This window comes from Marinomonas rhodophyticola (assembly GCF_026113935.1).
Taxonomy (GTDB): Bacteria; Pseudomonadota; Gammaproteobacteria; order Pseudomonadales; family Marinomonadaceae; genus Marinomonas; species Marinomonas rhodophyticola.
Window position 1 is genome coordinate 553,715 of record NZ_JAPEUL010000004.1, and the last position, 14,459, is coordinate 568,173.

General features: G+C 43.4%; 12 protein-coding genes and 1 pseudogene. 9 read left to right on the top strand and 4 right to left on the bottom strand.

The annotated features are described in order from the left end of the window. Nucleotides 1-8 precede the first annotated feature (8 nt). Nucleotides 9-584 carry a molybdenum cofactor guanylyltransferase gene (gene mobA / locus ONZ52_RS03370; RefSeq protein WP_265217271.1) on the top strand — a complete coding sequence of 192 codons (576 nt, stop codon included), beginning with the start codon at nt 9-11 and terminating at the stop codon, nt 582-584. 2 nt (nt 585-586) lie between these two features. On the opposite strand, the gene ONZ52_RS03375 is transcribed toward mobA, so the two are convergent. Genes ONZ52_RS03375 through purM form a run of 3 tightly spaced genes read right to left on the bottom strand, consistent with a single transcriptional unit; the run spans nt 587 to nt 3,044 of the window. Continuing rightward, nucleotides 587-1,279 (bottom strand): DUF3108 domain-containing protein, encoded by a 693-nt coding sequence (locus ONZ52_RS03375; protein WP_265217272.1) that lies wholly within the window; start codon nt 1,277-1,279, stop codon nt 587-589. 56 nt (nt 1,280-1,335) lie between these two features. Beyond that, nucleotides 1,336-1,989 carry a phosphoribosylglycinamide formyltransferase gene (gene purN / locus ONZ52_RS03380; RefSeq protein ID WP_265217274.1) on the bottom strand — a complete coding sequence of 218 codons (654 nt, stop codon included), beginning with the start codon at nt 1,987-1,989 and terminating at the stop codon, nt 1,336-1,338. Next, nucleotides 1,986-3,044, bottom strand: a complete 1,059-nt coding sequence (gene purM, locus ONZ52_RS03385) for a phosphoribosylformylglycinamidine cyclo-ligase (RefSeq protein WP_265217275.1) — start codon at nt 3,042-3,044, stop codon at nt 1,986-1,988. The genes purN and purM overlap by 4 nt, the downstream gene beginning before the upstream one ends. Before the next feature lie 115 nt (nt 3,045-3,159). On the opposite strand from purM, the gene ONZ52_RS03390 reads away from it, so the two are divergent. After that, nucleotides 3,160-4,245, top strand: coding sequence for a DUF2066 domain-containing protein (locus ONZ52_RS03390; RefSeq protein ID WP_265217276.1), 1,086 nt, complete (start codon nt 3,160-3,162; stop codon nt 4,243-4,245). Then, nucleotides 4,246-4,476 (top strand): hypothetical protein, encoded by a 231-nt coding sequence (locus ONZ52_RS03395; RefSeq protein ID WP_265217277.1) that lies wholly within the window; start codon nt 4,246-4,248, stop codon nt 4,474-4,476. A gap of 93 nt (nt 4,477-4,569) precedes the next feature. Here ONZ52_RS03395 and gltA read toward each other — a convergent pair. Continuing rightward, nucleotides 4,570-5,854, bottom strand: a pseudogene (gene gltA / locus ONZ52_RS03400) (citrate synthase). 536 nt (nt 5,855-6,390) lie between these two features. Here gltA and sdhC point away from each other — a divergent pair. The 6 genes from sdhC (at nt 6,391) to odhB (ending at nt 14,425) form a co-directional block, all read left to right on the top strand. Further along, complete coding sequence (sdhC, locus tag ONZ52_RS03410) at nt 6,391-6,804, top strand: succinate dehydrogenase, cytochrome b556 subunit (protein WP_346433222.1); 414 nt, start codon at nt 6,391-6,393, stop codon at nt 6,802-6,804. After that, nucleotides 6,798-7,145: a succinate dehydrogenase, hydrophobic membrane anchor protein gene (sdhD, locus tag ONZ52_RS03415; RefSeq protein ID WP_110571770.1), complete on the top strand. Its 348-nt coding sequence runs from the start codon at nt 6,798-6,800 to the stop codon at nt 7,143-7,145. The genes sdhC and sdhD overlap by 7 nt, the downstream gene beginning before the upstream one ends. 3 nt (nt 7,146-7,148) lie before the next feature. Further along, nucleotides 7,149-8,921, top strand: coding sequence for a succinate dehydrogenase flavoprotein subunit (sdhA, locus tag ONZ52_RS03420; protein ID WP_265217278.1), 1,773 nt, complete (start codon nt 7,149-7,151; stop codon nt 8,919-8,921). Nucleotides 8,922-8,933: 12 nt separating this feature from the next. Beyond that, the gene (locus ONZ52_RS03425) at nt 8,934-9,638 is read left to right on the top strand and encodes a succinate dehydrogenase iron-sulfur subunit (protein WP_111638517.1); all 705 of its coding nucleotides are present in this window, start codon (nt 8,934-8,936) and stop codon (nt 9,636-9,638) included. 380 nt (nt 9,639-10,018) lie between these two features. Continuing rightward, nucleotides 10,019-12,856, top strand: coding sequence for a 2-oxoglutarate dehydrogenase E1 component (locus ONZ52_RS03430; protein WP_265217281.1), 2,838 nt, complete (start codon nt 10,019-10,021; stop codon nt 12,854-12,856). Between the two features lie 33 nt (nt 12,857-12,889). Further along, complete coding sequence (gene odhB / locus ONZ52_RS03435) at nt 12,890-14,425, top strand: 2-oxoglutarate dehydrogenase complex dihydrolipoyllysine-residue succinyltransferase (RefSeq protein WP_265217282.1); 1,536 nt, start codon at nt 12,890-12,892, stop codon at nt 14,423-14,425. Nucleotides 14,426-14,459: the final 34 nt, after the last annotated feature.

Sequence of the window (14,459 nt, forward strand, 5' to 3'; positions counted from 1 at the left end):
AAGGTTGTATGGCGTTTATCTCATTATCAGCAGCGGTATTAGCGGGGGGCAACGCTGAGCGGATGTCACGTCAAGACAAAGGTTTGCTGTTGTTTCGGAATACCCCTATGGCCCTGTTGGTCGGGCAAGCTTTGCAGCAAGTGGCTGATAGCGTGTTTATTAATGCGAACCGGAATTTTGACGCTTATGCCGCGCTTGGTTATGAGGTGATTGCCGATGATCTGGCTTATCAAGGAAAAGGGCCATTGTCAGGTTTGTTAGCTTGTTTGGCCTTTGCGAAAACGTCACATTTATTGATATCGCCTTGTGATACTCCGTGTATCAATAGTGATGCCTTTGCCAAACTGAAACAAGCCAGTCTGTTGGCTCCAGAAAAAATCCATTTTTTAGAAAGTGGCTCTGGTACTCATCCACTGCATGCTATTTTACCTGTAGAAAGGACTCACAACGCGCTTAGCCAATTTCTAGAGGAAACTCTGATATATAATGTTTCAGCTTTTTATGAGAAATTTGGTTGTCAGTCTGTTATTTGGGCTAACGACGCTGACTTGTTAAACGTTAATACACCTAGAGACTTAGTCTAAGTTTATTTAACGGATTCAATATCAAGTTGATAAGATTCGCCATCTTCTTGGTGTTCTAGTTTAACCAACAAGTAGTCAAGTGTTGGGACAAACCAAAAAGATGTCTTTTTGCCTTTTTCGAGATTATCAGTACGAATGATTTTAATGGCAGAGAATCGACCCAATTTGGTGTTAATATCTTCTGTCTTGTCACGTTTGAATCGCCAATTTTTAATATATCCACCGTCGGCAATTTGGTAATCAAATTCGTTTTTCCCCAGCTTTAAGTCTTGTCTAACTTGAAGTTGCACAGATAATTTATCAAGTGTTTTTAAAGGGATGGTGAGGTTCCAAGGTTTGTCTTTTATATCGTTACGAACGAGGTTGTTGTCCCAATCAAAGGTCAAGGTGGCGCTGCGTTTTTTTCCTAGCGCTGAACTTTTGTAATGATAGCTGGTTGGAATTATTTGGTGATTTCTGACATGAAAAGTAGAGGACTCGTTGAGTGAGGCAATCATGCTGTCAGCCGTAAAAACAAACTGCCACAGGTCGCCAGATTTTTTTGACAAGGTTTGCTTGCCTTCTACTTTTAAGCTAATGCCTTTTTTCCAGATGGTGCTATATACGGCGGAGTAGGGTTTTAGAAACGTGTTTTGCGTTTGCGTTTGCGTGGCATTTGCTTTTGCTGAGAGAAGAGAAAGCATGGGAATACTCATAAAAATAACCATTAATAATATTGGAATTTTACGAGCCTCTCATACTTTCTCCTACATCATGTTAACGCTTCATTATATAGAATGCCGCTTTGTGGTAGTGCATTCGTATCCAAAAAAGCTTTTCCGTTCTCAAATGTTAATCTTTTCTCGCTGAACCATTTTACGGCCAGAGGATAGATAATATGTTCTAGGGCATGGACCTTTGCAGCCAAAGATTCTGCCGTATCGTCAGTGGCTATACTTGTACTTGCTTGAAGTATAACGGCACCAGCATCCAATTCTGGACTCACGAAATGTACTGACACACCATGCTCTTTCTCATTTGCATCAATTGCCCGTTGATGCGTATTCAAACCCTTGTATTTAGGAAGCAGCGATGGGTGAATGTTGAGCATTCTACCTTCGTAATGTTTCGCAAACGTTTCAGTCAAAATACGCATAAAGCCAGCAAGAACAACCAACTTTGGTTGGTACTGATCAATAATCGCTTGCAGCTCGGCATCAAACTCTTCTCGACTCGCAAATAACTTATGGTCGAGTGTATGAGTGGGAATACCCGCCATCTTGGCTCTTTCAAGTCCGTAGGCTTGTGCTTTATTACTGATCACCGCACAAATATTGATGTCGAGTTTTCCTTGCAAGCTTTGATCAATCAAAGCTTGCAAGTTGCTGCCGCTGCCAGAAATTAAGACAACGATCGGAAAACTCATGCCTGCGCCTCAAGGTCTGAGATTAATACTTCCTTTCCACCATTACGAGGACAAACATCACCAATGATCCAAGCATTTTCACCTTCTGCTTTTAGAATAGCGAGTGCTTCATTTGCTTTTTCTGCATCAATAGAAAGTACCATGCCGACGCCGCAGTTTAGAACACGATACATCTCTTCTTGCTTAACATTTCCTTGTTCTTGTAGCCAATCAAACACAGCAGGACGTTTCCAACTAGTGGCATCAATACGAGCAGCGGTATCTTCAGGTAATACACGAGGAATGTTTTCTAGCAGCCCGCCACCGGTGATGTGAGCCAAAGCATTAACTGAAACGGATTCCATCAACTTAAGAATGGATTTGACGTAAATACGAGTTGGCTCCATTAGAGCGTCTTTTAGGGCGACACCGTCGATTTCTTGGTTAAGGTCGGCTTTGCTGACTTCAAGGATTTTACGAATTAGGGAGTAGCCATTGGAGTGAGGGCCAGATGAACCTAATGCGATCAATGTGTCGCCTGCTTTTACTTTACTGCCATCGATGATGTTTTCTTCTTCAACGACACCAACACAAAAGCCAGCGAGATCATAATCACCATCATGATACATGCCTGGCATTTCTGCCGTTTCGCCACCAACGAGTGCGCAACCAGCTTGTATACAGCCTTCGCCAATACCTGTGACAACATTGGCGGCGACATCAACATCTAGCTTGCCAGTGGCGTAGTAATCTAGGAATAATAGAGGCTCAGCGCCGGCAACAACGAGATCGTTCACGCACATTGCGACAAGATCGATACCAATGGTGTCGTGTTGATTAAGATCCATAGCTAAGCGCAACTTGGTACCGACACCGTCTGTGCCAGAAACAAGTATGGGGTTTTTATATTTTGTGGGAAGGCGTGTCAAAGCACCAAAGCCTCCCAGACCACCCATTACTTCAGGGCGACGAGTTTTTTTGCTTACGCCTTTAATACGTTCAACAAGTTGATTGCCAGCGTTGATATCTACGCCTGCGTCTTTATAACTAATCGATGGTTTATCTGACTTGGTCATTGCCTATGCCTTATCATGGTACGAGGAAAAAAGGCATTTTAGCATAGTGGCGCATTAGGGCTATGGTTCTTTGCAATTAAGACAGTAGAATAGGCAAATAAACGAAGGAAAGGCTATGAATTCTCGTATATTTTTATTACTCATTAGTGTTTTGTTGATTCCGACAGCCAATGCGGTCCCTGTTCAGGGGCTTTATAGTGCTGAAATTAATTTGCCTGTGACTCAATCAGAAGATCAGATGTTAAGCCAAGCGTTTGGTTTGGCGGCAGAAGAAGTACTGATAAAAGTATCAGGTGATAAAGAAGCCATCACCAATAGTGTGATGGCTCAAGCTAAGCGTCAAGCGTCAGCGTGGGTTGCACAACACTCAGTTGCTTCGCTCAGTGAGCTTATATCCTCTGATGGGGGATTAGTGCCTGGTAAACAAGTTCGGGTCACGTTCTACCAAGAGTCTATTGATCGCTTTTTATCACAAAATAATTTACCGGTATGGGGGGAAAACAGACCTTCTGTCTTAGTGTGGTTAGTAAGTGAAACCAATGGCGTAAGAAGTTTGTCTGGCTCAAGAGAGCCGTCGGTTGTATTGAATGAATTTGCACAATCGGCCAATTTGGCAGGTTTGCCTATCTACGCACCTTTGCAGGACGAGGTTGACAAAAGAACCATTTCTACAGCAGACGTATGGGGCTTTTTTGAGGATAGTATTGCCCGAGCGAGTACGCGTTATCAAACAGATTCTGTTGCCGCCATAAGGATTAGTAATTATGCCGGGCAAATGAGCGGGAATTTGTTGGTGTTACTGAAGGGAGGGGAGTCAGAGCGATTTGTATTGTCGGGAAATACTCTAAAAGCGGTGGTTGATCAAGCAACGACTAAATTGGCGAAAGTGTTTTCTTCTCGCTACGCTTCCGTGCGCAATAGTGGTTCTGTTAGTCAGTTAACAGTTCGAGTGGCAGGTGTAGAAAGCTACAATGTTATGAGTAAGGTTCAGTCATATTTAGAAAGTATTGGCGTTGTGCGTAATGTGACTTTGCTTCAAGTGGATGGTGATACCATTGAGTTTGCACTAGAAATTGATGGGGACAAGCAGAAGCTATTTAACAGCATATCCTTGAGTCGTTTGCTAATCAGTGCTCCATTAAATGCGTTAGATCCTGATGCAAATCGAGTCGCATCCTATCAATACAGTGGAGTAAATTGAATGACAGATGAACTAGAAGAAAACATAGTAGAAAGAGATTTCTTCGCTCGTCCTGAAGAAGAGCAAAGAGATTTTTTGGCGCAAACTTGGTGCAACCATTGTATGGAAGTGGATTTAGGGATGGTCAACCCAAAGGAATTTGAAAGTAAAGATCGAGTTTGGATTGAAGGTGACTGCATTAAGTGCGGTCATTCTACGGTTACAGAGATTGTAGAAGAGGATGAGGAGTGATTCTTAGTATCCTATACTGAATGCTATTTAAAAAAGAGTGATAAAAAAACGCGCCGAAAGGCGCGTTTTTTGTAATACCACGATATTGGTGTATTACTTTTTAGTCGGATAATCGCGCTGTGGTTTACCGACATAAAGTTGGCGCGGACGGCCAATTTTATAAGGTCCACTGATCATTTCATTCCAGTGAGAGATCCAGCCAATAGTACGAGACATGGCGAAGATAACAGTAAACATACTGGTTGGAATGCCAATTGCTTTCATGATGATGCCTGAGTAGAAATCAACGTTTGGATAAAGCTTACGTTCTACGAAATAAGGATCTTCTAGAGCAATCTGTTCAAGGCGTTTAGCGATTTTTAGTAAAGGATCGTCTGATTGACCAAGTTCTGCCAATACCTGATCACAGGTTTCGCGCATCACTTTGGCACGAGGGTCAAAGTTTTTGTATACACGATGACCAAAGCCCATCAATCTGAAAGGATCATTTTTATCTTTTGCTTTGGCGATAAATTTGTCGATGTGCTCAACGTCGCCAATCTCTTCCAGCATAGTTAGTACCGCTTCGTTGGCACCACCATGAGCTGGACCTCAAAGTGTCGCGATGCCTGCTGCAATACACGCAAACGGGTTGGCGCCTGAGGAGCCTGCGAGACGAACTGTGGAGGTTGAGGCATTTTGTTCATGATCTGCGTGCAGGATGAATATTCTATCCATAGCCTTGGCGAAAACGGGGTTTACTTTGTAATCCTCGCAAGGTGTTGCAAACATCATGTACAAAAAGTTTTCAGCATAAGACAAGTCGTTACGTGGGTACATAACTGGTTGGTCTTTAGAATACTTATAGCATATTGAAGCGAGCGTTGGCATTTTAGAAATCAGGCGGAACGCAGCAATTTCACGATGCTTAGGGTTGCTGATGTCCATGTGATCTTGGTAAAAAGCCGATAGAGCCTCCAACAAGACCGCACATGATGGCCATAGGGTGGGCATCATTTCGGAAACCTTCAATGAATTTGTGCATTGATTGGTTGACCATGGTGTGTTTGCCAACCGTTCTTTCAAATTCTGCTTTTTGTTTTTTGTCGGGTAATTCCCCGTAAAGTAATAAATAGCAGGTTTCTAGATAGTCTGAGTGTTCTGCAAGTTGGGCAATAGGATAGCCGCGATGCAAAAGAATGCCAGCATCTCCATCTATGTAAGTAATAGAGGATTCACAAGAGCCGGTAGACATAAATCCTGGATCGTAGGTGAATACACCGTTCGCACCTAAGCCTCGAACGTCGATAACGTCTGTACCTAGGGTGCCTGAAAGAACAGGAAGTTCGATAGCTTTATCGATCCCATCCACTTTGAGTAGCGCTTTTTTATCAGCCATTTATGGTCTCCTTCGTATTCTGGTTCGGGGCTAAGACGTCGTAGGTTGACTCCACCTGGCCCAGAAGGTGCGGAAAAAATACTGTCTCTAGACTATAAAAGTCAATCTTGTTCATTTGCACTCTATTTACATTAGGTTGTGTTATTTTGTAATTATCTGACAAAACAAGGGGTTGATGTAAAGTCAAGAAAATGCTCAAAAACAATTAACTTGTTGATTATATGGGTTTTTTGTCGTTTTTTTAGTGTGGTTTTTTATGTAATTTTATACCATTATTGTTTCGGCTTATGGTTACATTCATTTGATGAATGGTGACCATTGAAAACCTCTCGTTCAGTCTATTTGTCTTAGTATTTTTGGCTGGTCTATAATTGCGCCTCAGACGATTTCATTGATTTGTTGATGCTAATGGATAAAAGAGAGTCGCTTTTAAACATTTGTTTGCAAATCGATGGGATTTTCAAAGTAGGCCTATGACGTCATTATTTTACTCTGATCCAGAGCTGAATATAGCACGTATAGACATTGGGTCGTGATTGACCATTCAATCAACACAAAATGGTGTAAAAGTCGTGAATAAAAAAAGACCAGTCAACCTTGATATTTTAACCATATCTCAGCCAGTCACAGCAATCGTGTCTATTCTTCACCGTGTAACAGGAATCATCCTTTTTGTAGGGTTGGCTTTCTTGTTTTATGCATTCGATCTTTCTTTAGAGTCGCAAGAAGGTTTTGATCAGGTGGTTAATGCACTACAAACTAGTTTTCTAGTAAAGTTTGTTATTTGGGGTGTTGTTTCTGCGCTGATGTACCACTTTGTAGCAGGTGTGAAACACTTGTTCATGGATATGGGTTATTTTGAAGAGTTAGAGAGTGGGCGTAATGCTGCTATTGCAAATATTGCGATTGCTGCCGTTCTAATCGTGTTAGCAGGAGTGTGGATATGGTAACTCAAATCACAAGTTTTGGTCGCTCTGGTCTTTACGACTGGATGATGCAGCGAGTGTCTGCTGTTGTATTGTCTTTGTACACGGTTTTTATCATTGGTTATTTGTTGCTGAATCCTGATCTTACATACGATCAGTGGAGTGCTTTATTTGAAGCGACATGGATGCGAATATTCAGTCTAATGGTGCTTTTGTCGATTGGTATGCATTCTTGGATTGGATTATGGTCTGTTTCAACTGACTATATTAAAGCAACGGGTGCACGTTTCTTCTTTCAATCTCTATGCGGTTTTGTAATGTTTGTTTACATCGTATGGGGTGTTCAAGTTCTTTGGGGGCTATAAGTAATGGCAAATATTCGTACTATTTCTTTTGATGCCATTGTTATTGGTGGGGGCGGCGCAGGTATGCGTGCTGCGCTCCAGTTGACCGAATCTGGTTTGAATACGGCATGCGTTACTAAAGTATTTCCAACTCGTTCACACACGGTTTCTGCGCAGGGTGGTATTACTTGTGCCATTGCAAGTGATGATCCAAACGATGATTGGCGCTGGCACATGTATGACACTGTAAAAGGGTCGGATTATATTGGCGACCAAGATGCAATCGAATACATGTGTTCTGTCGGTCCTCAAGCCGTTTTTGAATTAGAGCACATGGGATTGCCATTCTCTCGTACTGAGCAGGGTCGTATTTATCAGCGTCCGTTTGGTGGTCAGTCTAAAGACTTTGGTAAAGGTGGTCAGGCTGCCCGTACTTGTGCTGCTGCAGACCGTACTGGTCATGCACTGCTACATACACTGTATCAAGGCAACCTTAAAGGTGGTACTACATTCTTCAACGAATGGTACGCCACTGATCTTGTAAAAAACAGAGAAGACGCTGTTGTTGGTGTTATCGCGATTTGTATCGAGAGCGGTGAGACCGTTTATCTGAAAGCGAAAGCAACGGTTATTGCTACAGGTGGCGCAGGTCGTATTTATCAATCTACGACGAATGCTCACATCAATACGGGTGATGGCGTTGGTATGGCTTTGCGTGCTGGCTTCCCAATGCAAGATATGGAAATGTGGCAATTCCACCCAACCGGTATTTACGGTGCTGGTACACTAGTGACGGAAGGTTGTCGTGGTGAAGGTGGTTACCTGATCAATAAAGATGGTGAACGTTTCATGGAGCGTTATGCTCCAAACGCAAAAGACCTTGCCGGTCGAGATGTGGTTGCTCGTTCAATGATTCTTGAGATTTTGGAAGGGCGTGGTTGTGGTCCTGATGGTGATCACGTATTGCTTAAGTTGGATCACTTGGGTGAAGAAACGTTGAATAAGCGTCTTCCTGGTATTCTTGAGTTATCTCGTACTTTTGCTCACGTTGATCCAGTAAAAGAGCCGATTCCTGTTATTCCAACTTGTCATTACATGATGGGTGGCATTCCAACTAATATTGGCGGTCAAGCAATTAAAGTTAACGAAGCTGGTGAAGACGTTATTATTGATGGTCTTTATGCTTGTGGTGAAGCGGCTTGTGTATCGGTGCATGGCGCTAACCGTTTGGGTGGTAACTCGCTGCTAGATTTAGTTGTGTTTGGGCGTGCGGTTGGTATTCAGGTTAAGAAGTCATTGGATGAAGGTTTTGATTCATTGGATGCTGATGACACCAATATTGAAAAAGCATTGGTTCGCCTGAATCGTTTGAATAGTTCCACAGGCGGCGAAAGTGTTGCAGCGGTGCGTGCTGATCTGCAGCGTGTAATGCAGCTTTATTTTGGTGTGTTTCGTGATGGCGAAGCAATGCAAAAAGGTCTTGCGCAGTTAAAAGAAATTCGTACTCGTGTTGAAAATTTGTATCTTGAAGATAAGAGTCAAGCATTCAATACAGCGCGTATTGAAGCTTTAGAGCTTGAAAATTTACTTGAAGTTGCTGAAGCGACAGCTATTCCGGCTGAATTCCGTAAGGAAAGTCGTGGTGCTCATGCTCGCAATGACTTTACTGAACGTGACGATGAAAACTGGTTGAAACATTCTTTATTCCATCCAGTAGGTAAGACTGTAACCAAGCGTGATGTAAACTTTGCGCCAAAGACCATGGAAGCTTTCCCACCTAAGGCTCGTTCATACTAAGGAGTTATGTCAATGTTAGTTAGTATCTATCGCTACAATCCTGAGAAGGACGACGCTCCTTACATGCAGGATTATGAGATTGAGTTGCCAGCAGGTAAAGACTTGATGGTGCTTGATGTTTTGAATTTGCTTAAAGCGCAAGATCCAAGTATTTCATACCGTCGTTCATGTCGTGAGGGTGTATGTGGCTCTGATGGCATGAATATGTCAGGAAAGAATGGCTTGGCTTGTATTACGCCGGTTTCTGAGGCTGTAAAAAAAGGTAAATTGGTATTGCGTCCTCTTCCTGGCTTGCCAGTGGTTCGTGATCTTGTGGTTGATATGGGTCAGTTCTACAAGCAATATGAGAAGATTCGTCCTTATTTGCTAAATGATACACCAGCGCCAGCAATTGAACGTTTGCAAAGCCCAGAAGAACGTGAAAAGCTTGATGGTCTTTATGAATGTATCTTGTGTGCTTGCTGCTCAACTGCATGTCCATCTTTCTGGTGGAATCCAGATAAGTTTGTAGGGCCTTCAGGATTGTTGCAAGCTTACCGTTTCTTGGCGGACAGTCGTGATACGGCCACGCAAGAGCGTCTTAGTGATCTAGATGATCCATTTAGTGTCTTCCGTTGCCATGGTATTATGAACTGTGTAAATGTATGTCCTAAAGGATTAAATCCGACTAAGGCCATTGGTAATATTCGTTCTATGCTTTTGCAGAGAGCGACCTGATGATGTGTTGTGTGATCCATCGTGTTGTTTTAATGTGATCGCATAAACTCGGCGGCTTGAATAATGGTTCAATGCCGCCATTTTTTCATATTCTGATGTAGAGAATATGGAAAAAACGATTTAAAATTCGATCTTTACGGGCAAGGAAGCGCCTAAGAAAGACCACTGCCTTAGTGATTACGGATTCAAAGTGCTTTGTTTGTTTGTATGAATGAAGTGTTTGTAGTGGTTGAGTATTAAACGTAGAAGGGCGGAAGTGGCTGGAAATAAACAAAAAATCGAGGCTTTAATAGCCTTACGGGCCTGATAAAATGATCGACCTTAATCAATAGGTTGATACCGGACCCTGGTAGCTGGCTCGAACATAAGGGTGATCGAGAATGCACGAAAGTTTAATGGAGTTGCTGTGGAGCACCTCTCACTTTTCAGGTGGAAACTTGGAATATGTTGAAGGGTTGTTTGAAAGCTACCTCGTCGATCCGAACTCAGTGTCGGAAGAATGGCGTAAATGTTTTGATCAATTGCCTCGTGTAAGCGAAGCGCAATCAACTGATCTACCTCATTCAGTGATTCAAGAGCAGTTTCTACAGATTGGTAAGAATAAATTTCGCTCAATGCCTGTTTCTACAGGTAATGTTGCAAGTTCTGATCATGAACAGAAGCAAATTAGTGTTTTGCAGTTGATTAATGCTTACCGCGTTCGTGGGCATCAACATGCAACACTTGATCCGCTTGGATTACAAAAACGTGAGAAAGTAGCTGATTTAGATATTGGCTATCACCAATTAACGGGCGCTGATTTAGATACAGTATTCAATGTTGGCTCTTTATTCTTTAATAAAGATTCGCTTAAATTAAGTGAAATTGTATCGGAACTTGAAAAAACCTATTGCGGTAGCATTGGTTATGAGTTTATGCACATTGTTGATACTCAAGAAAAAGCTTGGCTTCAACAGCGTGTCGAATCCGTTCGTTCTCGTCCAGAATATTCCCAAGAAACTCGCGAAAGCCTATTGGAACGTTTAACAGCAGCGGAAGGCTTAGAGAAATACCTTGCTAGTCGTTATCCTGGTGCAAAACGCTTTGGTCTTGAGGGTGGCGAAAGCTTAATCCCCATGGTAAACGAGTTGATTCAGCGCTCCGGTGCACTTGGTGCCAAAGAAGTTGTTATCGGCATGGCTCACCGTGGGCGTCTTAACGTATTAGTTAATACGCTTGGTAAAAATCCCAAAGATTTATTTGACGAGTTTGAAGGTAAGAAGCTTGTTAACACATCTGGCGACGTTAAATATCACCAAGGTTTCTCTTCTAACGTGATGACGGCTGGCGGAGAAGTACACATTGCTCTGTCATTTAACCCATCGCATTTGGAGATCGTTTCTCCTGTAGTAGAAGGTTCTGTTCGTGCTCGCCAAGATCGTCGTAAAGATACAACGGGTAAAAGTGTTGTGCCTATTTCGATTCACGGTGATGCAGCTTTTGCAGGCCAAGGTGTGGTTATGGAGACGTTTCAGATGTCTCAAACTCGCGCTTATCGTACAGGCGGTACGGTTCATATTGTTATTAACAACCAAGTGGGCTTTACCACGAACCGTCAAGAAGATTCGCGTTCTACGGAATATGCCACAGATGTTGCTAAAATCATTCAAGCGCCTATTTTCCACGTCAATGGTGATGATCCAGAAGCCGTGTTGTTTGTCACTCAGCTTGCGCTAGATTACCGCTATGAGTTTGGTCGTGATGTTGTGATTGACATGGTGTGTTACCGTCGCCGTGGTCACAATGAAACGGATGAGCCATCAGGTACTCAGCCATTAATGTACAATGTGATCAACAATCTAAAAACGACACGTACTCTTTATTCTGAGCGTCTCGTTGCAGAATCTGTGGTTACACAAGAAAAGTCTGACCAAATGGTCGCTGAGAACAGAGAAGACCTTGATAACGCTCGTCATGTAGCGAAAAGCTTGGTTCTTGAATCTCAAACAGGTTCATTTGTCGATTGGAAACCATACCTTGGTGTTGAATGGACAGATGCTGGCGATACAACTTACCCGCTTTCCAAATTACAGGAAGTTGCTAGGAAGTTAACTAATATACCTGATGGTATTGTTGTTCAGCGTCAAGTGCAGAAAATTTACCAAGACCGCGACAAGATGACGGCGGGTGCCTTACCTCTTAACTGGGGTTATGCAGAAACGCTTGCCTTTGCGACCTTGCTTGAACAGGGTTATCCGATTCGTATTACGGGTCAAGACTCTGGTCGTGGTACATTCTCGCACCGTCATGCGGTTATTCACAGTCAGAAAGACGGTAGTACCTATATTCCTCTTAAGCATTTGTCAGAAGATCAGCCTACAATGGATCTTTACGACTCTTACCTTTCAGAAGAGGCGGTATTGGCTTTTGAGTACGGTTATGCCAGCACTTCTCCAAAAGGTTTGGTCATATGGGAAGCGCAGTTTGGTGACTTTGCTAACGGTGCACAGGTTGTTATTGACCAGTTTATTACCAGTGGTGAGCATAAATGGGGTCGCCTATGCGGTCTGACTATGTTGTTGCCACATGGTTATGAAGGTCAAGGACCAGAGCATTCGTCTGCACGTTTAGAACGCTTCTTGCAGTTGTGTGCCGAATACAATATTCAAGTTTGTGTTCCGACTACGCCGTCACAAATTTTCCATATCCTTCGTCGTCAAGCGATTCGTCCTATGCGTCGTCCGCTGATCATAATGTCACCGAAGAGTTTGTTGCGTCATAAGCAAGCGATTTCGACATTAGAAGACTTGGCAGAAGGCAGTTTCAAAACGGTTCTTCCCGAGTCGGATGAAAACATTGCTGCGGATAAAGTGAAACGCATTATCCTATGTAGCGGTAAAGTGTATTTCGACTTGATTAACCGTCGTGAAGAGTTGCAAAAAGATGATGTTGCTGTGATTCGTTTGGAGCAGTTGTATCCGTTCCCATACGCTGACCTAGAGTCTGTGTTAGAGCAGTACAACAATGTTGAGAGTTTGGTATGGTGTCAAGAAGAGCCGAAAAACCAAGGTGCTTGGCATGCCAATCGTCACCGTATGAATCGAGTATTGGAAAAACTGTACCCAGAGCTAAAAATCCGTTTTGCAGGACGTATTTCGTCTGCTGCCCCAGCGGCTGGTTACATGTCTATCCATGTTGAAGAACAAGAAGCGCTGGTCAACGACGCATTAGTTGGTTAGTACCATAGCCTGTCAGAGAGATAAGGGTATAAAATGAGCATTGAAATTAAAGCACCTACTTTTCCAGAATCGGTAGCAGACGGTACCGTTGCCACTTGGTACAAACAGCCAGGTGAATCCTGTGCACGTGATGAGCACATTGTTGACATCGAGACAGACAAAGTTGTTTTAGAAGTTGTTGCACCTGCTGATGGCGTTTTGAAAGAAATTTTAAAAGCAGAAGGCGACATCGTACTAAGTGACGAAGTGTTGGCTATTTTTGAATCAGGTGCGGCTTCTGCAGCACCAGCGCAAGCGGAGAAAGCAGCGCCAGCTGCAGCGGCGTCTTCTTCAAAAGAAACGGTTCAAATTAAAGCGCCTACTTTCCCTGAGTCTGTTGCCGATGGCACCGTGGCAACTTGGTACAAGAAAGCAGGTGAAGCGTGTTCACGTGATGAGCACATTGTTGACATTGAAACGGATAAAGTTGTTTTAGAAGTCGTAGCGCCTGCTGATGGTGTAATTGGCGACATCTTGAAAAACGAAGGTGATACTGTCCTTAGTGATGAGGTTCTTGCTAACTTCTTGGTTGGAGCGTCTGCTACTGAAGCAGCGCCTGCTAATACAGCGTCTTCCACTTCATCTGCTTCTGCTGCAGATGGTGATGAAGATGGTGTGGCTGGTCCTGCTGCTCGTAAAGCACTTTCTGAAGCGGGTTTAACGGCTTCTCAAGTGAAAGGAACTGGCAAAGGTGGTCGTATCACAAAAGAAGACGTAGACGCGGCTGTGAAGGCAAAAGCCTCTGCTCCTGCTGCGCCAGCTAAAGCTGCACCTGCTCCAGCATCTAAACCAGCTGCTGCGCCAGTAGCCGCTCTAGGTGCGGACGGCCGTATTGAAAAACGTGTTCCAATGACACGTCTTCGTGCCACGATTGCGAAGCGTTTGGTCGAAGCTCAGCAAACCGCTGCTATGTTGACGACTTACAACGAAGTCAATATGGCACCTGTCATGGAATTGCGTGCTAAGTACAAAGACTTGTTTGCTAAAACACACAACGGCACTAAACTTGGTTTCATGTCATTCTTCGTGAAAGCGGCGACTGAAGCGCTTAAACGCTTCCCAGCAGTGAACGCATCGATTGATGGCAATGACATGGTTTACCATGGCTACCAAGACATTGGTGTAGCCGTGTCCACTGATCGTGGTTTAATGGTGCCTGTACTTCGCAATACAGAAGCAATGGGGCTTGCTGACATCGAGTCGACTATTATGGACTTCGCTCTTCGTGGTCGTGATGGCAAACTGGGAATGAATGACATGCAAGGTGGTACTTTCACTATCACTAACGGCGGTACTTTCGGTTCTTTGATGTCTACGCCTATCATTAACCCACCACAAACGGCTATTTTGGGTATGCATAAAATCCAAGATCGTCCAATGGCGGTTAATGGTCAAGTCGTAATCCAGCCGATGATGTATTTGGCCTTGTCTTACGATCACCGTATGATTGACGGCAAAGAAGCCGTACAATTCTTAGTAACGATCAAAGAATTGCTTGAAGACCCTGCACGTCTTTTGCTTGAAATCTAACTATTCGTACCCTCTGAATTGTATGAATTGAATA